Annotated in this window: 25 protein-coding genes and 1 tRNA gene; 18 read left to right on the top strand and 8 right to left on the bottom strand. The window is 71.3% G+C overall.

Annotated elements, in window-relative coordinates; all coding sequences use genetic code 11:
• The first annotated feature begins 45 nt into the window (after nucleotides 1-45).
• The 10 genes from AC1Q49_RS03840 (at nucleotide 46) to AC1Q49_RS03885 (ending at nucleotide 7,801) form a co-directional block, all read left to right on the top strand.
• A complete protein-coding gene (locus AC1Q49_RS03840) occupies nucleotides 46-468 on the top strand; it encodes a Fur family transcriptional regulator (protein ID WP_060959752.1) in 423 nt (140 codons plus the stop codon).
• On the top strand, nucleotides 458-1,468 hold the full coding sequence (locus AC1Q49_RS03845) for a permease (RefSeq protein WP_061782192.1): 1,011 nt from the start codon (nucleotides 458-460) through the stop codon (nucleotides 1,466-1,468). Before AC1Q49_RS03840 ends, AC1Q49_RS03845 begins: the two co-directional genes overlap by 11 nt.
• On the top strand, nucleotides 1,461-2,243 hold the full coding sequence (locus tag AC1Q49_RS03850; RefSeq protein WP_492491006.1) for a TIGR03943 family putative permease subunit: 783 nt from the start codon (nucleotides 1,461-1,463) through the stop codon (nucleotides 2,241-2,243). The genes AC1Q49_RS03845 and AC1Q49_RS03850 overlap by 8 nt, the downstream gene beginning before the upstream one ends.
• Nucleotides 2,233-3,657, top strand: a complete 1,425-nt coding sequence (locus tag AC1Q49_RS03855) for a hypothetical protein (protein WP_492491007.1) — start codon at nucleotides 2,233-2,235, stop codon at nucleotides 3,655-3,657. Before AC1Q49_RS03850 ends, AC1Q49_RS03855 begins: the two co-directional genes overlap by 11 nt.
• Nucleotides 3,658-3,661: 4 nt before the next feature.
• A complete protein-coding gene (locus AC1Q49_RS03860) occupies nucleotides 3,662-4,330 on the top strand; it encodes a DNA-3-methyladenine glycosylase (protein WP_191009403.1) in 669 nt (222 codons plus the stop codon).
• Between the two features lie 145 nt (nucleotides 4,331-4,475).
• On the top strand, nucleotides 4,476-4,712 hold the full coding sequence (gene rpmB / locus AC1Q49_RS03865) for a 50S ribosomal protein L28 (RefSeq protein WP_060959747.1): 237 nt from the start codon (nucleotides 4,476-4,478) through the stop codon (nucleotides 4,710-4,712).
• The gene (gene rpmG, locus AC1Q49_RS03870; protein WP_005051772.1) at nucleotides 4,712-4,882 is read left to right on the top strand and encodes a 50S ribosomal protein L33; all 171 of its coding nucleotides are present in this window, start codon (nucleotides 4,712-4,714) and stop codon (nucleotides 4,880-4,882) included. The genes rpmB and rpmG overlap by 1 nt, the downstream gene beginning before the upstream one ends.
• 4 nt (nucleotides 4,883-4,886) lie before the next feature.
• The gene (gene rpsN, locus AC1Q49_RS03875; RefSeq protein WP_005051773.1) at nucleotides 4,887-5,192 is read left to right on the top strand and encodes a 30S ribosomal protein S14; all 306 of its coding nucleotides are present in this window, start codon (nucleotides 4,887-4,889) and stop codon (nucleotides 5,190-5,192) included.
• 258 nt (nucleotides 5,193-5,450) lie between these two features.
• Entirely contained in the window at nucleotides 5,451-5,729 is a 279-nt protein-coding gene (locus AC1Q49_RS03880; RefSeq protein WP_005051774.1) for an HU family DNA-binding protein, read from the top strand.
• A 77-nt stretch (nucleotides 5,730-5,806) separates the two neighbouring features.
• Nucleotides 5,807-7,801: a bifunctional copper resistance protein CopD/cytochrome c oxidase assembly protein gene (locus AC1Q49_RS03885; RefSeq protein WP_060959779.1), complete on the top strand. Its 1,995-nt coding sequence runs from the start codon at nucleotides 5,807-5,809 to the stop codon at nucleotides 7,799-7,801.
• Between the two features lie 13 nt (nucleotides 7,802-7,814).
• Here AC1Q49_RS03885 and AC1Q49_RS03890 read toward each other — a convergent pair whose 3' ends face one another.
• Nucleotides 7,815-8,912, bottom strand: a complete 1,098-nt coding sequence (locus AC1Q49_RS03890) for a hypothetical protein (RefSeq protein ID WP_492491055.1) — start codon at nucleotides 8,910-8,912, stop codon at nucleotides 7,815-7,817.
• 47 nt (nucleotides 8,913-8,959) lie between these two features.
• Here AC1Q49_RS03890 and AC1Q49_RS03895 point away from each other — a divergent pair, with 47 nt between their 5' ends.
• The gene (locus tag AC1Q49_RS03895; RefSeq protein ID WP_267956420.1) at nucleotides 8,960-10,345 is read left to right on the top strand and encodes an ATP-dependent DNA helicase; all 1,386 of its coding nucleotides are present in this window, start codon (nucleotides 8,960-8,962) and stop codon (nucleotides 10,343-10,345) included.
• 97 nt (nucleotides 10,346-10,442) lie between these two features.
• Here AC1Q49_RS03895 and AC1Q49_RS03900 read toward each other — a convergent pair whose 3' ends face one another.
• Nucleotides 10,443-11,102 (bottom strand): biliverdin-producing heme oxygenase, encoded by a 660-nt coding sequence (locus AC1Q49_RS03900; RefSeq protein ID WP_060959744.1) that lies wholly within the window; start codon nucleotides 11,100-11,102, stop codon nucleotides 10,443-10,445.
• A gap of 59 nt (nucleotides 11,103-11,161) precedes the next feature.
• Nucleotides 11,162-11,473: a DUF2470 domain-containing protein gene (locus tag AC1Q49_RS03905; RefSeq protein ID WP_101305347.1), complete on the bottom strand. Its 312-nt coding sequence runs from the start codon at nucleotides 11,471-11,473 to the stop codon at nucleotides 11,162-11,164.
• A 143-nt stretch (nucleotides 11,474-11,616) separates the two neighbouring features.
• Here AC1Q49_RS03905 and AC1Q49_RS03910 point away from each other — a divergent pair, with 143 nt between their 5' ends.
• From AC1Q49_RS03910 to AC1Q49_RS03920, 3 genes are all read left to right on the top strand, one after another.
• Nucleotides 11,617-12,870 (top strand): serine hydrolase domain-containing protein, encoded by a 1,254-nt coding sequence (locus AC1Q49_RS03910; protein WP_101305348.1) that lies wholly within the window; start codon nucleotides 11,617-11,619, stop codon nucleotides 12,868-12,870.
• Between the two features lie 10 nt (nucleotides 12,871-12,880).
• A complete protein-coding gene (locus AC1Q49_RS03915) occupies nucleotides 12,881-13,768 on the top strand; it encodes an EamA family transporter (protein WP_492491009.1) in 888 nt (295 codons plus the stop codon).
• 70 nt (nucleotides 13,769-13,838) lie between these two features.
• Entirely contained in the window at nucleotides 13,839-14,480 is a 642-nt protein-coding gene (locus tag AC1Q49_RS03920; RefSeq protein ID WP_232783968.1) for a peptidase M23, read from the top strand.
• On the opposite strand, the gene AC1Q49_RS03925 is transcribed toward AC1Q49_RS03920, so the two are convergent.
• From AC1Q49_RS03925 to AC1Q49_RS03935, 3 genes are all read right to left on the bottom strand, one after another.
• Nucleotides 14,453-15,613, bottom strand: a complete 1,161-nt coding sequence (locus tag AC1Q49_RS03925; protein WP_492491056.1) for a low temperature requirement protein A — start codon at nucleotides 15,611-15,613, stop codon at nucleotides 14,453-14,455. The two genes, AC1Q49_RS03920 and AC1Q49_RS03925, sit on opposite strands and share 28 nt — an antisense overlap.
• A 119-nt stretch (nucleotides 15,614-15,732) precedes the next feature.
• A tRNA-Gly gene (locus AC1Q49_RS03930) sits at nucleotides 15,733-15,806 on the bottom strand.
• Nucleotides 15,807-15,864: 58 nt separating this feature from the next.
• Entirely contained in the window at nucleotides 15,865-16,269 is a 405-nt protein-coding gene (locus tag AC1Q49_RS03935; RefSeq protein ID WP_492491011.1) for a hypothetical protein, read from the bottom strand.
• 127 nt (nucleotides 16,270-16,396) lie between these two features.
• On the opposite strand from AC1Q49_RS03935, the gene AC1Q49_RS03940 reads away from it, so the two are divergent.
• Complete coding sequence (locus AC1Q49_RS03940) at nucleotides 16,397-16,609, top strand: hypothetical protein (RefSeq protein ID WP_492491012.1); 213 nt, start codon at nucleotides 16,397-16,399, stop codon at nucleotides 16,607-16,609.
• Here AC1Q49_RS03940 and AC1Q49_RS03945 read toward each other — a convergent pair.
• Both AC1Q49_RS03945 and AC1Q49_RS03950 read right to left on the bottom strand, forming a co-directional pair.
• Nucleotides 16,599-17,063, bottom strand: coding sequence for a DUF6114 domain-containing protein (locus tag AC1Q49_RS03945; RefSeq protein ID WP_492491013.1), 465 nt, complete (start codon nucleotides 17,061-17,063; stop codon nucleotides 16,599-16,601). The genes AC1Q49_RS03940 and AC1Q49_RS03945 overlap by 11 nt on opposite strands.
• Entirely contained in the window at nucleotides 17,054-17,650 is a 597-nt protein-coding gene (locus AC1Q49_RS03950; protein ID WP_060959737.1) for a DUF6230 family protein, read from the bottom strand. Before AC1Q49_RS03950 ends, AC1Q49_RS03945 begins: the two co-directional genes overlap by 10 nt.
• Before the next feature lie 174 nt (nucleotides 17,651-17,824).
• Here AC1Q49_RS03950 and AC1Q49_RS03955 point away from each other — a divergent pair, with 174 nt between their 5' ends.
• Genes AC1Q49_RS03955 through AC1Q49_RS03965 form a run of 3 tightly spaced genes read left to right on the top strand, consistent with a single transcriptional unit; the run spans nucleotide 17,825 to nucleotide 20,719 of the window.
• Nucleotides 17,825-18,415, top strand: a complete 591-nt coding sequence (locus AC1Q49_RS03955; protein ID WP_060959736.1) for a TetR/AcrR family transcriptional regulator — start codon at nucleotides 17,825-17,827, stop codon at nucleotides 18,413-18,415.
• A gap of 40 nt (nucleotides 18,416-18,455) precedes the next feature.
• Nucleotides 18,456-19,061 (top strand): dCTP deaminase, encoded by a 606-nt coding sequence (gene dcd / locus AC1Q49_RS03960; RefSeq protein WP_061782197.1) that lies wholly within the window; start codon nucleotides 18,456-18,458, stop codon nucleotides 19,059-19,061.
• Nucleotides 19,058-20,719 (top strand): BCCT family transporter, encoded by a 1,662-nt coding sequence (locus AC1Q49_RS03965; RefSeq protein ID WP_492491014.1) that lies wholly within the window; start codon nucleotides 19,058-19,060, stop codon nucleotides 20,717-20,719. The genes dcd and AC1Q49_RS03965 overlap by 4 nt, the downstream gene beginning before the upstream one ends.
• Nucleotides 20,720-20,795: the final 76 nt, after the last annotated feature.

Below are 20,795 nucleotides of genomic sequence, written 5' to 3' on the forward strand. Positions count from 1 at the left end.
CGCCGTGTCCAGCCCGCTCCAAGACCCCGTGGGTAGACTCGCCGCATGGCCCAGCGCAACACCTGGCAGCGCGATCGCGTGCGCGAGGCGCTGAGCGACGCCACCGGTTTCGTCAGCGCTCAGACGCTGCATGCCACTCTGCGCGACGAGAACACCGGCATCGGTCTCGCGACCGTCTACCGCGCCCTGGCGACGCTGGCCGCGAGCGGCGAGGCCGACCAGCTGCAGAGCCCGGACGGCGAGGCGATCTACCGCGCCTGCACCAGCACGGGCCACCACCATCACCTGATCTGCCGTTCGTGCGGGCTCGCCGTGGAGATCGAGGCCAGCGAGGTCGAGGCGTGGGCGCAGCGCACCGCCGCGGCGCACGGATTCACCGAGGCCGAGCACGTGGTCGACATCTTCGGCGTGTGCGCGGCCTGCGCGGCGCAACGGGCGGCGGCGAGCCCCGGAGACCGTGTCGACTGAGGTGCGCGCCGCGCCGGTCCGCACCGCGGTGGCCGTCGGCATCGGCGTGCTGGTCGTCGCGACGCTCGTCGTCATCGCTCTCCTCTCGCCCGGGCCGTCGCTTCCGACGCGGGCGCAGGACGGACTGACCCTCGCGATCAGCGTGCTGATCGAGTCGCTGCCCTTCGTCGTGCTGGGCGTGCTGCTGTCGATCGTCGTGCAGGTGTGGGTGCCCGCCGGCGTCATCGAACGGTGGATGCCGCGCGCGCCGTGGGCGCGCCGCGCCGTGCTGTCGTTGCTCGGCATGCTCATCCCCGTCTGCGAGTGCGGCAACGTGCCGTTCGCCCGCGGCCTCATGATGCGCGGACTGGGCGTCGCCGAGACCCTCACCTTCCTGATCGCGGCGCCGATCGTCAACCCGATCGTCATCATCACGACCCACCAGGCGTTCGGCTTCGACGACGGCATCCTCATCGCCCGCCTGCTCGGCGGGTACGCCGTCGCCAACCTCATCGGATGGCTGTACAGCCGGCATCCCGACCCGGACGGCCTCATCACCGACCGCTTCCGCGCCAGCTGCGAGCTCTCGCTCGACAACGCCGCCCACGGCGGCGGCCCCGGCAAGGCGCAGCGCAGCCTCGCCCAGTTCGTCGTGGAACTGCGCGCCGTGATGCCGGCTCTCGTCATCGGCTCCGCCATCGCCGGCGCCGTGCAAGTGCTCGTGCCGCGCTCGGCACTGCTGGCGATCGGCTCCAACCCCGCACTGTCGATCATCGCGATGATCGCGCTCGCGATGATCGTCTCCATCTGCTCCAATGTCGACGCCTTCTTCGCGCTCTCGTTCGCTTCGACGTTCACGCCCGGCTCGATCGTCGCGTTCCTGCTGGTCGGACCGCTCGTCGACGTCAAGATGCTGGCGCTGCTGCGCACGACCTTCCGCACGAAGGTCCTCGGCGGTCTGGTGATCGTCGTCGTGCTGTTCGCCATCGCCGTCGGATCGGTGGTGAACCTCGTTGCGTGATCTCCTCGGATCCCGGCTCCTCGGCGTCGGCCTCGCCGCCGGCCTCTCCGCCGTCACGGTCGTGCTGTGGCTCACCGGTCAGCTCGCGCTCTACATCAACCCCTCGTCGAACTGGTTCGCGGTGCCGATGGCGATCCTCGCGCTGGTCGGCGCCGTGCTCAGCTTCGCGCTCCCGCGCGGCGCGGAGGCCGATCACGGGCACGACCACGGCGACGCGCACGAGCATGGGCGCGGCGACGGACACGACCACGGCGACGACCACGGGCACGAGGCGCGCTCGGTGTGGGGCACCGCCGCGACGGTGACCGGCGGCATCCTGGCCACGGGCGTGGTCGCAGCCATCGTGCTCACACCCCCGGCGACGCTGTCGGCCGAGCTCGCCATGCAGCGCGACACCGGAGCGCCGCCGCTGTTCCAGGGCTCCGACACCGTGGCCCTCGCGTCGACCGGCGACACGTCGACGTTCGGCGTCGGCGAGTGGGCGAGCGTGTTCGCGACCGCGACCAATCCCGAGGCGTTCGACGGGGACACCATCACCCTCACCGGTTTCGTCACGCCCACCGACGGCGGCTTCGGGCTCACCCGGCTCGTGATCACCCACTGCGTGATCGACGCGCAGCCGGCCAGCGTGCCGGTCGCGCTCGCCGACGGCATCCCGTCGACCGGCACCTGGGTCACGGTGACCGGGACGATCCGCGACGCCGACGGGCGCCTGCAGATCCAGCCGGCGTCGGTGCAGACCGTCGACCAGCCCAAGGACCCGTATGAGTACTGATCGCGCGACGCGCCGCGAGCGCACGCGCCGGCGACGCTCCCGCGCCTTCCTCGTGGGCTTCGCGCTCGTCGTCGGCGCGCTCGCCGTCGTCGGTCTCGCCGGCTCCGCCGTGACGGTCGCGCAGGGGCCCCGCGTCACCAACGTGAGCGTCGACCCGGATGCCGCGGTGAGCGCCTCCGGCTCGCGCCTGATCATCACCACGACGCAGTCGCTGGCGACGGTCGAACCCGCACAGGTCACGGTCTCTCCCGCGGCGCCGTTCACGGTCGACACGTCGGGGCGCAGCGTCGGCATCCGCTTCACCCAGCCGCTGTGGGACGACACCTCCTACACCGTCACCATCGCGGGGCTCGTCGGCGTGGGCGGCGGGCCGACGGCCGCCGTCGAGCACAGCTTCACGACGCCGCCCCTCCACGCGTACGTGCTCCAGCGCGGTACCGGCGGCGACACGATCCTGCGCACCGACCTCGCCGGAGAAGACCCCGAGCCGGTCTACACGAACGCCCACATCGAGGACTTCCGCGCGACGTCCGGCCACCTGGTGATGTCGACCCTCGGCGACGACGACACCTCCCACCTCGTCGTCACCGACCTCGACGGCGGCAATGTCCGCGAGCTGGCACTGCCCGGCGACGGCACCGTGACCGATCTGCAGAGCGCCGATCGCGGCGATCTCATCGGCTACACGTTCACCGACGCCACGGTCGGCACTCCCGGCGCCCGCGAGGCCCGCCTCTTCACGGCGTCGCTGACCGCCGCGCAGTCCGATGCCGCACCCACGATGATCGAACGCACGGGGGGAGAGTCGCGGGTCGACGACTGGCGTTTCGTGCCCGGCACCGACAGCATCCTGATGCTCACCTACGACGGCGCCCTCACCCTCATCTCCCCGTCGGGCGGCGACCCGGTCACGCTGGGGACGGCCGTCTCCATCGACGGCATCGCCCGCGGCACGACGACCGCGATCATCGAGCGCGTGGAGGGACCGGCGGCCATCGATCTGGCGACCGCCACCCAGGTGCCGCTGCCGCCCACCGACAAGGCGCTGGGCCAGACGAACAAGATGACGCCGATGACCGACGGGAGCACCCTGCGCGTGCTCGCCGTCGTCGACGGGTTCACCGTGCGCTCGACGACCGTGAACGTCGTCGACGCGTCGGGGGCGGCGACCCCCGTGTTCTCGGTCGACCCGAAGGACATCCTCATCCAGTCGTGCGTCTCGCCCAGCGGGCGCTACGCCGCCTTCCTCGTGGCGCCGGATGCCGTGTCGAACCCGTACGACGGCTACCGCCTCCCCCTCCCGGCCCACGTGCGGACGCACGTCGTCGCGCTGACGGGGGCCGACGCGGGCACCGAGGTGGGCGCGCTCGCCGGCTTCGACATCTCGTGGTGCCAGACCCCTCCGCGCGGATGACGCCATGACGACGACGGGTCTCGTCCCGGCCACGCGCGCGGCGCTCGCGGGGCTGCCGGTCGACGTCGCGCCGCGGCTGCTCGACGGCGTGCTGGAGGTCGCGAGCGACGGTGCGGTGGTCGCGGTGCGCCTCACCGAGGTCGAGGCCTACCACGGCGCCGGCACGGGCCCCGAGCCCGACCCCGGCTCGCATGCGCGCGGCGGACGGACCGCCCGCAACGCCACGATGTGGGGACCGCCCGGGCACCTCTACGTCTACCTGAGTCACGGCATCCACTCGTGCGTCAACGTCGTGTGCGGTCCCGAGGGTCAGGCGGGTGGCGTGCTGCTGCGGGCCGGTGAGATCGTCGCGGGAGAGGACGTCGCGTTCTCGCGGCGCCCCGCGGCCCGCGCCGGCCGCGACCTCGCGCGGGGTCCCGGCCGGCTCGGGGATGCCGTGGGGCTCCGGCATCCGCTGCACGACGGCATCGACGCGGTCACGGGAGCGCCGTGGGCCGGCGCGGTCGCCCGGCTGTGGCTGCCGACCCGTCCGCGCACCGACGTCGCCGCGGGTCCGCGGGTCGGGGTGGCCGGCGTCGGGGGCACCGCCGCGTTCCCGTGGCGGTTCTGGATCGAGGGCGATCCCACGGTCTCGCCGTTCCGGTGGGGACGGGGAGCCGGGCCGCTCGCGTGAGTCAAGGCGACACGCCCGGCCGTGCTAGACTGACTCTTTGTCTGCGCGCACTCCAGCACGCAGTTCGTATCCCTGTGTTCAGAGGGATGCAGACAAGGGATCTTGGGTGGCACCGTCCGGTGTCACGGTACTAAGGAGAATCACTATGGCAGCAGTGTGCCAGGTGACCGGAGCAGTTCCCGGCTTCGGTCACAACATCTCGCACTCGCACCGCCGGACGAAGCGTCGCTTCGACCCGAACGTGCAGAAGAAGACCTACTACGTTCCTTCGCTCGGTCGCAAGATCACGCTGAACGTCTCGGCCAAGGGCATCAAGGTCATTGACGCCCGCGGCATCGAGTCGGTCGTGAAGGACCTCCTCGCGAAGGGTGTGAAGCTCTAATGGCGAAGAAGGCTCAGGACGTCCGTCCGATCATCAAGCTCCGGTCGACTGCCGGCACGGGGTACACCTACGTGACGCGTAAGAACCGTCGCAACAACCCCGACCGCATCGTGCTGAAGAAGTACGACCCGGTGATCCGCAAGCACGTCGAATTCCGAGAGGAGCGCTGATCTCATGGCCAAGAAGAGCAAGATCGCGCGCAACAACCAGCGCGAGGAGGTCGTCGCCCGTTACGCCGAGAAGCGTGCCGAGCTGAAGAAGACCCTCGTCGACCCGAACGCGACCGACGAGGCCCGCGAGGCCGCCCGCGTCGGCCTGCAGAAGCTTCCCCGCAACGCGTCGCCCGTGCGCCTGCGTGGCCGCGACGCCATCGACGGTCGCCCCCGCGGCTACCTGTCGAAGTTCGGAATCTCGCGCGTCCGCTTCCGCGACATGGCGCACAAGGGCGAGCTGCCCGGCGTGACCAAGTCGAGCTGGTAAGCACCGCACCCGTCGGAAGGCCCGGTTCTCCTCGCGGAGGCCGGGCCTTCTGCTGTGCCCGCCGCGGTCACATCAGCCACATCCGTCACCGATCCGGGCCGACACGCCGGTGAAGATGACGTCTGAGCGCCGGAAATCCGCGGATTTCCGCGGATCGTAGGTATATTCGGGGACGGTCCAACCGACCAAACCGGTCGCCTCGCGTCCGGTCCGATCTCACTGAAGGCGGCATCTGCTGCCGTCTGGAGGACAACCCCAATGGCTATCACCAAGACTGAGCTCGTCGCGAGCATCGCCAGCGCCACCGGCGAGAGCCAGGCCACCGTCGGCCGCGTCGTCGACGGCCTGTTCTCGGCTGTCTCCGAGGCCGTCGCCAAGGGCGAGAAGGTCACGATCCCCGGCTTCCTCTCGTTCGAGCAGGTCGCCACGGCCGCCCGCACGGGCCGCAACCCGCAGACGGGTGAGGAGATCAAGATCGCCGCGGGCAAGCGCGTCAAGGTCACCGCGGGCTCGAAGCTCAAGGCCGCCGTCAAGTAAGCACGGTCCTGCGAAGGGGGGATGCCGCTCGGCATCCCCCCTTTCGTGTGTCCGGCGCCGCGTAGGCTGGACGGGTGATCTCGACCCGTGCGCTGCGCCTCGCGGGCCCCGCGATCCTCGTCGCGTCCGCCCTCGCCGCTCTGGTGCTCGGGCTGCTGTACGGGGGCGGGGCCGCGCCCCTGCTCATCGGCGACGCCGGTCCCGTCGTGCGCTGGGGGCTTCCCCTCGTGACGCTCGCCGTCAACCTGTCGGCGGCGGGGATGCTCGGTGCGCTGGTGCTCGCGCTCTTCGCGCTGCGGGCCGGGGAGAGCACGTTCGACGCGGCGCTGGACACGGCATCCATCTCGGCCGCCCTCTTCACCGTGGCCAGCGGGCTCACCGCGTTCTTCACCTTCCTCAGCATCTTCAACGCGACCCCCGACGTCGGTGCGGAGTTCGGCGGACAGCTCGGCCGCTTCCTCGTCGAGACCGACGTGGGCCGCGCGTGGTCGCTCACGACGATCGCCGGGGCGGGCCTGACGGTGCTCACCTTCGCCGTCCGCGGGTGGACGTCGACGCTCGTCGTGGCGGTGCTGGCTGCGGCGAGCCTCGTGCCCATGGCGACGCAGGGCCACTCGGGCGACGAGGCCGGTCACAACATCGCCGTCTCGGCGCTCGTGCTGCACATCGTCGCCGCGGCCGTCTGGCTCGGCGGCCTGCTGCTTCTCATCGTGCTGCGACCGCAGCTGCGCGTCGCGGAGCTCGGCGCGGTGCTGACCCGCTACTCGAGCCTCGCGCTCGTCGCCTTCGTGGTCGTGTCGCTGTCGGGCGTCGCCCGCGCGGCCGTCGGCGTCGTCGAGCCCCGCTATCTGCTGTCGCCGTACGGCGCCCTGCTGGGTGTGAAAGTGGTCGCGCTGCTGCTGCTGGGCGCGCTGGGCGCGCGGTATCGCACGGGAGTGATCGCCCGTATCGCCCGCGCCGATCGGGCGGGCCAGGATGCCGCGGCGCGCCGCTTCTGGGGCCTCGTGACGCTCGAGCTCGTCTTCATGGGCATCGCCAGCGGTGCGGCGGTGGCGCTCTCGCGCACCCCGCCGCCCGTGGACACGACCCTGCCCGAGGTGAAGACGCCGGCCGAGATCCTGACCGGAACGCCGCTGCCGCCCGAGCTGACCATCACGCAGTGGTTCACGCAGTGGGACATCGACATCCTGTGGGTCTTCGCCGTCGGCTTCGGGCTGTTCTTCTACCTCGCCGGGGTGTGGCGCCTGCACCGCCGCGGCGACCGCTGGCCGATCTACCGCACCGTGCTCTGGGTGCTCGGCCTGCTGTCGCTGTTCTGGGTCACGAGCGGACCGATCAACGCGTATCAGGACTACCTGTTCAGCATGCACATGATCGGGCACATGCTGCTGTCGATGGCGATCCCGATGATGCTCGTGTTCGGGGCTCCCGTGACCCTGGCCTCCCGGGCCATCGCCAAGCGCGACGACGGCACGCGGGGCGGTCGCGAGTGGATCCTGTGGGCGGTGCACACGCCGTTCTCCCGGGTGATCACGCATCCGCTGTTCGCCGCGGCGATGTTCATCGGGTCGCTCTGGGCGTTCTACTACACCGACCTGTTCCGCTGGACCCTCTACGACCACATCGGCCACGAGTGGATGGTCGCGCACTTCCTGATCTCGGGGTACCTGTTCGTGCAGTCGCTCGTCGGCATCGATCCGGTGCCGCTGCGCTACCCCTATCCGTTCCGGCTGCTGACCCTCATCGGCGTCATGGCCATGCACGCGTTCTTCGGCATCGCGATCATGATGTCCACCGGCCTGTTCGTCGCGGAGTGGTTCGGCTCGATGGGACGCACCTGGGGCGAGGCGCCGCTGGTCGATCAGTACACGGGCGGCGGAGTCGCCTGGTCGATCGGCGAGATCCCGACCCTCATCCTCGCCATCACCGTCGCGATCCAGTGGAGCCGTTCCGACGAGCGGACGCAGCGGCGCAGCGACCGTCACGCCGACCGCACCGGCGACGCCGAGCTGGAGGCGTACAACGCCCGGCTCGCCGAGCTCGCCGAACGCGACGCCCGCGCGGCGCGCTGAGGCGACCGCGTCCTCAGCTCGCGGGTTCCACCTGGATGGAGGCGGTGCCGTCGGGAAGCATCGTGATCGTCCCGCCGACCCGGAACGGCACGTCCTCGTCGACGTGCCGGACGGTGCCGTCGAAGATCGATCGGATGTCGACGACGACGTGCGCCACGGCGTCCGCCGCAGAGATGGCCCACCCGGCGCCGTCGGGCTCGAGCGTGATCGTGGGCTGCGTGACCATCGACCACACCGGCGGCTCGACGATGCGGTTGCGCACCTGGAGTCCGAACGGGCACCCCGTCGGCTGCAGCACCTGCTGGGTCGTGCACGCCGTCAGGAACGACTCGACGCGGTCCTGCACGACCGCCACGAACTGCGTCGTCGGCTGCGTCTGGATGTCGACGGGCACCTGGGCCTGCGGCGTGTCGGACAGGACCGCGACCCCCGCACTCGTGGAGACGGGGGTGTCGACCGAGATGGAGTAGAGGCCGGGCGAGAAGACGAGGAGCGCGACCGGCGCGAGCGGATCGGCCTGCGCACCGGCCGGCGAGACCTGCCGCGTGTCGACCGCGAACCCGTTGACCGAGAACGCGGTGGCGCCGCGGAGCGTCAGGTCGATCACGGCGAGAGGACTCTGCGCGAACCGCCACGTCGGCGCCAGCCCGACCCAGCCGGAGCGCTCCACGCGGAAGGTCGACGTGCCGCGGTGCGGCCCCGCCTGGTACGACATCGTCACGACCTCGACGCCGTCGCTCTCCTGCTCGCTCACGACCTGGATGTCGCTGAGCGGGGCGAGCGCCGCGCGGCGCAGCAGCGCCTCGCTCGCGTCGGCGGGCAGGCCCGCGGAGGTCAGATCGGTGGAGTCGATCGTGACGCCCGGCAGCGCCAGCGCCTCCGGCGCGCGGCCCTGGCTCAGCATCTCCAGGTACCGGGTGACGAAGGCGCCGGGGCTGTAGAGATCGCGGTAGATCGTGACGGTCGCCGCGCCGACCGCCGCCAGCAGCAGCACGCCGACCACGGCGAGGGCGGTCAGGTCCAGAGCCAGCCGGCGGCTTCCGCGACGGGCGGAGGAGCGGCGCGACGCGGCATCGCCTCGCGTCTGCGCCGCGCGCGCATCGACACCCACCACCCCGTCCACAGGTCCAGTCTAGGAAACGGATGCTGATGGCTAGCATGGATCCGGTGAGCATCCCCGCCCTGTCCGCCGAGCAGGAGGAGCTGTTCCGCCTCATCGAGGACACTCGCGAGCACGTGTTCGTGACGGGACGGGCCGGTACCGGCAAGTCGACCCTCCTGCAGCATCTCGCGTGGAACACGCAGAAGCAGATCGCCGTGTGCGCGCCCACGGGCGTGGCGGCGCTGAACGTCGAGGGGCAGACGATCCACTCGCTCTTCCGGCTGCCGATCGGGCTCATCGCCGACAGCGAGCTCGACCAGTCCGAGCCGGCCCGCCGTGTGCTGAAGGCGATCGACACACTCGTGATCGACGAGGTCTCCATGGTCAACGCCGACCTCATGGATGCCATCGACCGCTCCCTCCGCCAGGCCCGGGGCCGCCGGTCGGAGCCGTTCGGCGGGGTGCAGGTGATCATGTTCGGCGATCCCTACCAGTTGTCACCGGTGCCCCCGCGCGGTGATGAGCTGCGCTACATCAACGACCACTACCGGTCGTTCTGGTTCTTCGACGCGCAGGTGTGGGCGGGACCGTCGGCCGACGGCTCCGCGATCCGCTCGGACGGACTGCTCGACCTCGGCCGGGTGGGCGCGCCCCTGCACATCCGCGAGCTGCGCGAGATCCACCGGCAGGCCGACAACGGCTTCAAGGCCATGCTGAACGCGGTGCGCCACGGGGTCGTGACCGCGGAGATCGCCGGCATGCTCAACGCCGCCGGGGCTCGTCCCGTCCCGGAGCCGGTCGACGGCGAGCCTCCGATCATCACCCTCGCCACGCGCAACGACATCGTCTCCCGCATCAACCAGCGTCACCTCGACGCGCTGCCCGGGCCGGTGCAGACGGCGCGCGCCGACATCAGCGGCGACTTCGGCCGGGGCGAGGCGTCGTATCCGGCCGACACGGAGCTGCAGCTCAAGGTCGGCGCCCAGGTGATGTTCCTGCGCAACGACGTGGGCACGCGGGGCGACGGACCGCGCTGGGTGAACGGGTCGATCGGCACCGTGACCCGGATCGCGGGTGGCACGGTGCGCGTCGAGATCGACGGCGAGGAGGTCGACGTCGAGCCGGCCGTGTGGGAGAGGTTCCGCTACGCGTACGACCCGGCGTCGCGAAAGCTCACGCGTGACATCGTCGCCGAGTTCACGCAGTTCCCGCTGCGCCTGGCCTGGGCCGTGACGATCCACAAGTCGCAGGGGAAGACCTACGACCGCGCCGTCATCGACCTCGGCTCGGGCGCCTTCGCCCCCGGACAGACGTACGTCGCGCTGTCGCGGCTCACCTCGCTCGACGGCCTGTACCTCTCACGGCCGCTGCGCCCGAGCGACATCCTCGTGGATGCCGACGTCCGCCGCTTCATGGCCGGGGTCCGCGCCGCCGGCTTCTGACGACCGTCAGGCGTTTCGACTCGCTGCGCTCGCTCAACGACCGAGGGCGGCACCCGGTCGTTGAGCGACGAGCGCAGCGAGGAGTCGAAACGCGCAGTCAGGCGGATGCCGCGGTGGCGGCCTTCGCGGCGGCGAGGTCGAGGAAGAGGTCGGTGTTGAACTGGTACGCCGTCAGGACCTCGTCGATGACGCGCTCGCGTTCGGCGGCATCCCAGGCGACCGCGTCGAGCTGCTCGCGGTAGACGTCCTTGAACGCGGCGGGATCGGCGATCTCGTCGAAGAGGTAGAAGCCGATGCCGTTGGTCTCGAAGCCGAACTGCCGCGCCATCAGCTTGCCGATGAAGAGGCCGCCCGAGAGGTCGCCGAGATACCGGGTGTAGTGGTGGGCGACGAAGCCGCCGGGCCAGCTGGTGCCGACCTCCCGGATCCGCTCGACGTAGCGCCGCGTCGTGGGCAGGGGCTCGATGCGCGCGCGCCAGTCGTCGCCGATGAGGAACGCCAGGTCGGCCTCGATCGCGGGCAGCCGCGTCAGCTTGTCGCTGATGAACGGGGCGGCGACGGGGTCGTGCCGCATCGTCTCGGCGGCGGTCTCGAGGGCGTCGTAGATGAACCAGTGCTGTGCGACGAGGGCGACGTAGTCGTCGCGCGTGCCGCGACCGCGCATCAGGTCGTCCATGAAGCCGGCGTGCTCGCTGCCGGAGTGGGCGGAGCGCGAACGCTCGCGCAGGGCGGTGGAGAACGGGATCGGCTCGGTCACAGCCGTCAGTGTATCTGAAACTAAGGCTCACCTAAACTGAAGGTTGCCTCCGAGAATGCTCAGGAGTGCGGGCGCGGCGTGATCCCCAGCCGGGCGCAGGCCTCGTCGTACAGCGCGACGATCTCGCGGCGCACCTCACGGCGCTCCGTGATGGCACCGCCCGGCCACGGGACCACGATGACGTCCTCGGTGCCGTCGGCGAGGCGGACGCGCCACCGGCCCGCCGCCCCGTCGAATCCGATCATCTCGGAGCCGACGACATCGGTGAGCGGAGCGAAGGCGCGGGCGATGAGGAGGTTGTCGTCGGAGTGGTCGTCGTTCATGTGACCGAGCACGCCGGCGAGGGCGTCGTCGTCGAAGGTGTGCGCCATGGCACCCACCTTAGAGCCGGCGCCGCCGCGCCCCGCGACCGGCCGCCGGCGAAATCCGTTCACAGAAACGTCACAGGAGTGTCACGGCGTCCGGTCCGGTGCGCATCGTGTTCTACGCTGAAAGAACTGATCAGGGGGTGAGGATGCGGGGTCTTCGTCGATCGCGACGTCTCGCGGCTGTAGCCGGCACGCTCGCGTTGGCGATCGCGCTGGCCGCGTGCTCGTCGGACGATTCCGTCTCGCTGCCGCTGCCCGATCAGGTGGATGCCGCCATCCCCGCGGACGTGCAGGGACAGCTGCAGACGGCCGTCGAGCGCGCCCTCGCCGCATCCGGTGCGTCGGGAGCCGTCGTGGGCGTCCGGGTGCCGTGGTCGGGCGTGTGGGAGGCGGGCGTCGGCACGACCGCGCCCGAGGGCGCCGCCGTCAGCGACACGATGACCTTCCACGCGGGAGCGACCACGCGGTCGATGACCTGCGATGTGCTCTACGGGCTGGTGCACGACGGCGTCGTCAGCCTCGACGACACGGCCGGCGAGTACGTGGCGGGCCTCGGCGACCAGGGGGGCGTGACACTCGGCCAGCTCTGCGACTCGACGGCGGGACTCGCGTCGTACGGGCCGTCGATCGAGACGCGTACCCGCGCGACGCCGGCCCGGCAGTGGAACCCCCGCGAGCTTCTCGGCTACGGCATGTCGCGAGGCTCGACGGCCCAGCCCGGCACGGTCTTCGCCGACTCCGACACCGGCTACGTGCTGCTCGGTCTCGCGCTCGAGCGCGCGTCGGGCAAGAGCTCCGCGCAGCTCTACCAGCACTACGTCTTCGGCCCGAACGGCATGTCGGACAGCTCCTTCCCGAGCACCGGCTCCGCGCAGCTGCCCGGGCTGTGGACGGGCAACGCCGAAGACGGTAGCGCGGCCTGCAGTGCTCCGACGCCGATCGAGGACCTCTCGCCGGCGGCGGGGTTCACGGCATCCGGTGTCATCACGGATCTCGCGGATCTGAGCCGCTACGTCCAGGCGCTGGCCCTCGGGCTGCGCCCCTACGACGCCGCCGGCCGCTTCGACAACGCACTGCCGGCGGTCGCCGACGGCCCGTCGTGGTTCACGGCGCGCGGCGGCGTCTACCAGGCGGGCAGTCTCGTCGGGCAGTACGGAGCGGTTCCCGGCGCGCTCACGGCGGCCTTCGCCGACCGCAACACCGGGATGAGCGTCGTCGTGACGCTGAACAACTCCCGCGCCTCCGCCGACCTCGTGCGGAGCCTCGCCTGGGAGCTCGCCGCGATCGCCTCCAAGGCGCCCGCCGCCTCGGGGCGCACGGCCCCGCAGGCGGGGCTCCCGTGGACCGCCGAGGACATGGCCGCCCAGGTCGCGGCGGTCGCCGTCTGCCCGATCCCGTGATCCGCCGCCGGTGACCAGCGGTCGCGCGGGGGCGTCCGCGGCTCCGGCCGCCGTTGCGCTCGTCGTCGCCGGGCTCGCCTTCCAGGAGGGCGGCGCGGCCATCGCGGTCACCCTCTTCCCGCACGTCGGCCCGCTCGGCATGGTGATGCTGCGGCTGGTCTTCTCGGCCCTGATCCTCCTGATCGTCGCCCGTCCCCGGCTGCGGGGTCGCGACGGTGCCGCGTGGCGCGACGTGGTGGTGTTCGGCGTCGTGCTCGTGATGATGAACGGGCTGTTCTATCTCGCGCTCGAGCGGCTCCCCCTGGGGGTCACCGTGACGATCGAGGTGCTCGGCCCGCTCGCCCTCTCGATCATCGCCGGACGCGGAAGGGCGGCCTGGATCTGGGCGCTGCTCGCGTTCGCCGGCGTCGTCGCCCTCGCCGGCGGCGGATGGGATCGGCTCCGCCTCGACGGTGTGCTGTTCGCGCTCGGGGCGGCGGCGAGCTGGGCGCTCTACATCCTCGCGTCGTCGCGGGTGGGCGCCGCGTTCCCTCGTCTCGACGGGCTGGCGATCGCGATGACCGTCGGCGCCGTCCTCTCCCTCCCGTTCGGGATCGTGGATGCCGGCGCCGCGCTCCTCCGGCCCGAGATCCTCGGGCTGGGCGCCGCCGTCGCGCTCTTGTCGTCGACGCTGCCCTACGCCTTCGAGCTCATCGCCCTGCGCCGTCTTCCGGCCGCGGCCTTCGCCGTGCTCATGAGTCTCGCCCCCGCCGTCGCCGCACTCGCCGGATGGGTGCTTCTCGGTCAGCATCTCGCGTGGTTGGAGGCCGTCGGCATCGCTCTGGTGATCGCCGCCTCGATCGGCGCGGTGCGCTCGGCCGGACGGCGCGCGGACGAGGCCGTCGAACCGGTCGGGTGACAGCGGTGACGGGGGGCGATGTCAGCCCCCGCTCGGCTGGCGGATAGCCGGGCGTGGCAGGATGCCGCAGGTGAGCAGCCGCCCGTCGACGTCGCGCCGAGCCGCGGGCCGCCGCCGCCCGGCGGTCAGCGCCCGACGCCGCCGTCAGCTGCGCCGCCGGCGCGCGATCGCGCTCGCCGTGGCCGCCGTGCTCGCCGTGGGTCTGGGGATCGCGGGCGTGGCGATCGGGCGGTCGATCCATCACGCGGCCGTCTGCGCCGAGGCGGACGGCTTCGGTCGGGAGCAGCTCGACAACGCGCGCACCATCGTGGCCGCCGGGCGCGATGCGGGCCTGTCCGCGCGGGATCAGACCATCGCCGTGATGACCGCGCTGGGGGAGTCGAGTCTGCAGAACATCGACTACGGCGACTGGGAGACGGACGGCGTCACCAATCCGGACGGCTCCCGGACGACCTCGATCGGACTGTTCCAGCAGCAGGACGGCTGGGGGAGCCGGGAGCAACGGCTGGACCCGTACACCGCCGCCACGCTCTTCTACCGGGCGATGGTCGAGGACGTGCCCGAGCCGGAGCGATCGGAGACCGCACCCACCGAGGTCGCGCATCGCGTGCAGATCAACCGCGATCCGCAGCACTACGCGCCCTACTGGCCGCTCGCGGAGCGCATCGTGGCGGTGCTGGACGATCAGACCGTCGTCGACACCTGCCTCTGAGTCGCGCCCCGAGGGGCCGGGCCGATCTCGACGGCGACGACCGCGGTGACCGTGCCGACGGCGGCGGTGAGCAGCATCCCGATCGTCGAGGGGACGAACGTCGCGGCGGCGACGGCGGCCGTCCCGAGCAGCAGGAGCGTGTTGCCGGCCGCCGTCAACCGGGTCCGCAGCGTGAGTGCCCAGATCCCGAGGATGAACAGCGCCACGGGCACGGTGAGGGTGGCGTGCGCGGCGATGTCGGACAGGTGGGCCTCGCCGCCGATGGCGTCGACGGCGATCTCGATGCCCGCCGAGAAGGCACCCGCCGCGGCGAAGATGACGTAGTGGAAGTACCCGTAGCGGAGGGAGGAGGCGAGGGTGCGGATGTGTCCGGTGTGCTCGCGGGAGAAGTACACCCACCACATGCCCGCCGCGATGACCAGCGCCGCCGCCGACACGACGACCAGCTCGGCGAGGTGGTCCTGCTTCTGCACGGCCTCGATGATCGCGCCCGCCGAAGCGAGGATCGACTCGCCGAGCAGGATCAGGGTGAACAGGCTGTAGCGCTCGGTGATGTGATGCGCGTTCCACGGGGCGTGGTCGCGGTGCTCGGCCCAGATGGGCACGAGCGCCTCGGCGAGCACGAGCGCGAAGAACGCGATCGTTCCGGCGCCCGGGGGCAGCAGCAGGCGCAGCACCCACGCGACCTGCACGAGGGCGATTCCGCCCGCGTACCTCAGGCACACGCGGCGGTACGCGGGTACGGATGCCGCCGCGCGCAGCCACTGCCCGACCATCGCGAGGCGCATGATCACGTAGCCGAGCGTCACGATCGTGAAGTCCTGGTGCTCCATCGCGGCGGCGCTGCCACTGGCCAGCACCAGGACGCCGGCCATCTGGACGATCGTCATCACGCGGTACAGCCAGTCGTCGACGGCGAACGACGTGCCGAACCAGGTGAAGTTCATCCACGCCCACCAGACGGTGAAGAACACCATGATGTAGCTCAGGACGGCGACGCCCAGCGCGCCCTCCGACTCCATGTGGTGCAGCTGCTGCGACGACAGTGACACGGCGACCACGAAGACGAGGTCGAAGAACAGCTCCAGGGGGCTCGCGGCGCGGTGCCGTTCACCGGGATCGCGGGCCGTCATCCGGCGGAGGCCGAAACGAAGGGGTGGTGCGGCGTCCTGCGTCATGCTCCCGCGCTCCTCGCTCGCGCACGGTGCGCGACCCGCGGGAAAGATACCAAGAGGCGCTGCGCGCAAGAAAGTGGAGGGGCTGACGGGAATCGAACCCGCGCTGTCTGCTTGGGAAGCAGAAGTTCTGCCATTGAACTACAGCCCCATGCACCGGGAGGTGCGCGGCCAGCTTAGCAAACCGACCGGAGGCCGCCGCCCGCCCGTCACTCCGACAGGTGCTGCACCGTGTTCGTGTAGGTGATGGAGTCCGCCGTCGACCCGACGAGACCGAGGGTCACGCCGAACATCGACTCGAGGCCCTCGGCGGGCGGCGGGGTGTCGGCGCCCAGGGTGAGCAGCCGGCCCCCGGGCAGCGTCGCGCTCAGCGAGTTGAGGTAGACGGCCACGTGGCCCTCGAGCGTCATCGTGTCGGCGGTCGTCGTCAGGATCGGGCCGGTCTCGTGGCGGACGGTCAGGCTGAAGCCCGAGATCGTGATGCGGTCGGCTTCGAGCTTGAGCGCGGTGGTCCGCGAGCCGTCCGCGAGGGGGACCGTCACGACAGAGATCCCCCGCAGCCCGCTGACCGACAGCGACGTCGACCCGAGCTGTGCGGACGGCTGCGTGAACACCGGCCCGTTTTCGTCGGCGACGGGCGCGACCGCCGGGGGCGTGCTCCCCTCCGACGGAGCGGGAGACGGGGCGGGAGGCGGTGCGGGCGCAGGAGTCCCGGGATCCGGGACGGCGGGGGCTGTCTCCGTGGGTGACGACGACGGCGACGGACTCGGCGACGGCGAGGAGGCGCCGTGGCACGGCAGGATGATCGGGATGCACCACTCCGCCGGATGCGGGGTCGACGCCGCGACCGACGTCGCCGGCACGATCGCGGCCCCCATGACGGCGGGCGTGAGCGCGAGCAGCGCCGCCGCGACCGCCGCCCCGCGGGCGCGCGGACGACCGGTCATCGCGTGACCGCCTCGTCGGGGACGATCGCCCCCTCGGGCTCCCTGTCCGCGTCCGCGTCTGCCTCCGCGGCGGGGTCGGTGCCGGGTCGCGGCATCCACGAGACGGCCAGGATGCCGCCGACGGCCGACAGCAGGAACCCGACGAGGAAGCCGCCGAGGTTGACGCCGACGATCGAGTAGACGCTCGTCGCCAGCGCGATGACGCCGTAGAGGATGCGGTGCGCCGGTGTCGCGATGACCAGGGCGCCGAGCACGATCAGCAGCAGGGGGATCACGACGGCCTGCAACCCCTCGATGCCGAGGTGGATGTGCAGCCGGCCGAAGTCGAGCTGGCTCGATCCGAACATCACGAGGCCGCCGAGGATGAGCAGGATGCCGCCGACCAGCGGCCGTTCGCGCCGCCAGCTCCGACCGCGACCGGGGGAGCGCGGCGCCCGGGCCGCCCGACGTGTCAGAAGCATCCGGTCGATCCGTCCGTCAGTGTCAGCGACATGCCGGTCAGCGTGAACACGGAGGCCTGCGTGCTCCAGGAGATCTGCTGGAGGTTGTCGATGGTGACGCTGTCGGCATCCTGAGCGAAATCGCCGACGGAACCCTTCGCCGCCGTGTTGACCGTGGACGCGTCCACGCCGATGCGGATGTTCGAGAACGACGAGTCGCCCTTGAGGTCGGTCATGCCGATCTGCAGATCGGTCGCCGAGGCGGGATTCCCGCCGCCGCCCGCGGTGATCCGCACGCCGACCTTGCCGAGCGGGGTGTCGGAGATCACCGACTGGCAGAGGTCGTAGAGCTGGGCCGACGCGATGTTCGCGATCGCGACGTTGTGCGAGCCGCCCGCGGTGTCCTGCGTGACCCCCGCGTACTGCGAGAAGCCGGTGCCCTCGAGCTTGGAGGCGCTGATCTGGAACTGGCTGCCGGAGACGGCGAACGAAACGGGGACGGCGCCCTGCGCGACCCCGCCCAGCAGGAACGTCGAGGCCAGGACGACGGGGACGGTGGCGAGGGTGATGCGCCCTGCGCGGGAGCGGGTCGGGTTCGAGAGTCTCATCGATCCTCCGGATGCCGTGGGCGCCGGCTCCGCTGCCGACGCGCTCGATCATCGACTGTGCGCCGGAATTGACAATCAGTCAATAAGGCCGACCGAGTGTGAGAGAACTCTCACCGACCCCTGCGACGTGGCCCGGCCCCTCGGTGTCGGGGAGCGGCTCGGTAGGGTCGGGACATGTCCTCCGACCAGCGTCGACGCCTGTCGCGGGAGGATCGTCGTGCCCAGCTGATCGCCTCGGGGGTCGCCTTCCTCGTCTCCCAGCCGCTCGACGACCTCACGATCGAGGCCCTCGCCGCGCGGGAGGACGTCTCCCGGGCGCTCGTGTTCCACTACTTCGGCTCGCGTCAGGGACTCCACACCGCGGTGGTGACGACGGCGCGGGACGCGCTGATCGCGGCATCCGCGCCGCGCGAGGAGCTGCCGCCGCGCGAGCGCCTCGACGACACCGTCGCACGCATCGTCGCGTTCGTGCGCGCCCACACCGGGACCTTCTACTCGCTCGTACGGGGCGTCGCCAGCGGCGACCCCGTCGTGCGCGAGCTCGTCGACGAGGCACGCGACGAGAACGCCCGCCGCATCCTCGACGTCTTCCGGGAACTGGGCCACGCCGACTCGGCGACGCTGCGGGTGGCGGCCCGCGCCTGGGTCGCGTTCGCGGAGGACGTGCTCATCGAACTCGCCATCGCCTCCGATCGCCCCGCGGAGGAGATCACCGGGCTTCTGACCCGGTCCGCTCTGGCCGTCGCGGCATCCGTCGACGGCTGACCCGGCGGCGGTCGCCGGACACGGCCAGTAGGCTGGCGGCGTGCTGCTCAGCGATCGTGACATCCGCACCGAGATCTCCACCGGACGGGTCGGGCTCGCGCCCTGGGACCCCGCGATGGTGCAGCCGTCGAGCGTCGACGTGCGGCTCGACCGGTACTTCCGGCTGTTCGACAACCACAAGTACCCGTTCATCGACCCGGCCGAGGACCAGCCCGATCTGACACACCTCATCGAGGTGCGGCCCGACGAGCCGTTCATCCTGCACCCCGGCGAGTTCGTGCTCGGGTCGACGTTCGAGCAGGTGACGCTGCCCGACGACATCGCCGCGCGGCTGGAGGGCAAGTCCTCGCTCGGCCGCCTCGGGCTGCTGACCCACTCGACGGCGGGGTTCATCGATCCCGGCTTCTCGGGCCACGTCACCCTGGAGCTGTCGAACGTCGCGACGCTGCCCATCAAGCTGTGGCCCGGCATGAAGATCGGCCAGCTCTGCTTCTTCCGCCTGTCGTCCGCGGCGGAGAACCCCTACGGCACCGGCCCGTACCTCAACCGCTACCACGGCCAGCGCGGTCCGACGGCGTCGCGGTCGTTCCAGAACTTCCACCGCACGGATGTCGGGTCCACCGACGCCGGAGCGCGGGGCGCATGAGCGGGGCGAGCCCGGCGGCGCCGGCGGCCGACCCGCTGGCCTCACGCCCGCTCGCCCGCTGGGTGTTCTGGCCGGCGGCGGCGATCATCGTCCTGGTCACCGCCTTCGCGGTGCTGTTCCCGGCGACCGCCGAGAGCGCGTTCGCCGCGGTGCAGGCCACGATCGTCCGCACGTTCAGCTGGTACTACGTGCTGATCTCGGCCTTCTTCGTCGCCTTCGCCCTGGTGCTGGGCTTCAGCCGCTTCGGCGACATCAAGCTCGGCAAGGACGACGACGAGCCGGAGTTCTCGGTCGGCGCCTGGTTCTCCCTGCTGTTCGCGGCGGGCATGGGGATCGGGCTCGTGTTCTACGGCGTGAGCGAGCCGCTCAGCCACTTCGTCTCGCCCCGGCCGGGCGTCACCGGAACCGACGCACAGCTCGCGCAGAGCGCACTCATCCAGACCTACCTGCACTGGGGCGTGCAGGCGTGGGCCATCTACGTCGTCGTCGGGGTCGCGCTGGCCTACGCCATCCACCGCCGTCGGCGGCCGATCTCGATCCGCTGGGCGTTGGAGCCTCTGCTGGGACGGCACGTGCGCGGCACCTGGGGCAACGTGATTGACACGATCGCCCTGGTCGGCACCGTGTTCGGCGTCGCCACCTCGCTCGGCCTGGGCGTCATGCAGATCGGCGCCGGCCTCTCCAGCGCCGGGTTCGGCACCCCCGACACCCTCATGCAGGTGGTCATCATCGGCGTCATCACCGTCTTCGTGCTGTTCTCGGTGCTGTCGGGCGTCGCCAAGGGTATGAAGTGGCTGTCGACCTTCAACCTCGTGCTGGCGGCGCTTCTGCTGGTGTTCGTGCTCGTCGTCGGGCACACCGAATACCTGCTGCGGGAATGGGTGCAGTCGATCGGGGCGTACCTGCAGAACTTCGTCGGGCTGAGCTTCACCGTCAGCGCGTTCCAGGGCGAGGCGGGGGAGCAGTGGCAGGCGGCCTGGACCTCGTTCTACTGGGGCTGGTGGATCTCGTGGGCCCCGTTCGTCGGCATCTTCATCGCCCGCGTGAGCAAGGGGCGCACGGTGCGGGAGTTCGTGCTGGGTGTCTTGATCGTGCCGACGCTCGTGGGCATCATCTGGTTCGCGGTGCTCGGAGGCTCCGCGCTCTACCAGGAGCTGAACGCCCCCGGGTCGATGCTGCTCCCGGACGGCAGCGTCGATCTGCAGGGCGCGCTGTTCCAGCTGTTCGCGCATCTGCCCGCCGGGCAGGTGCTGACGATCGGCGCGATCGTGCTGATCGGCATCTTCTTCGTCACCTCCGCCGATTCCGGCGCGCTCGTGATGGGGATGCTGGCGACCGGCGGCGACGCGGAGCCGAAGCGGTGGGTGCGGGTGTTCTTCACGCTCGCCACGGCGGCGCTCGCGATCGCGCTGCTCCTCGCCGGCGGGCTGTCGGCGCTGCAGACCGCGGCGATCACGATCGCGCTGCCGTTCAGCGTGGTCATGCTGCTCATGTGCTGGTCGACCGTCATCGCCTTCCGCCGGGAGCGGCGCGTCTACGACCGGGCGGAGCGTGCCCAGCTCGTCGACTACGTCGGTGAGCACTACGGACTCGACGTCGAGAGCGGCAACGAGCAGGGTGTCCGGATGCCGTCCTGGTGGCGGCGCACGCCGCGCTGACGCGCGGGGCGCCCGGTCCCGGTCCCGGACTCCTCCAATGGCGTCCCGTGCCGCCGCAGGAACCGCGTGGACGCGG

Source organism: Microbacterium sp. MPR-TSA4 (genome assembly GCF_058792815.1).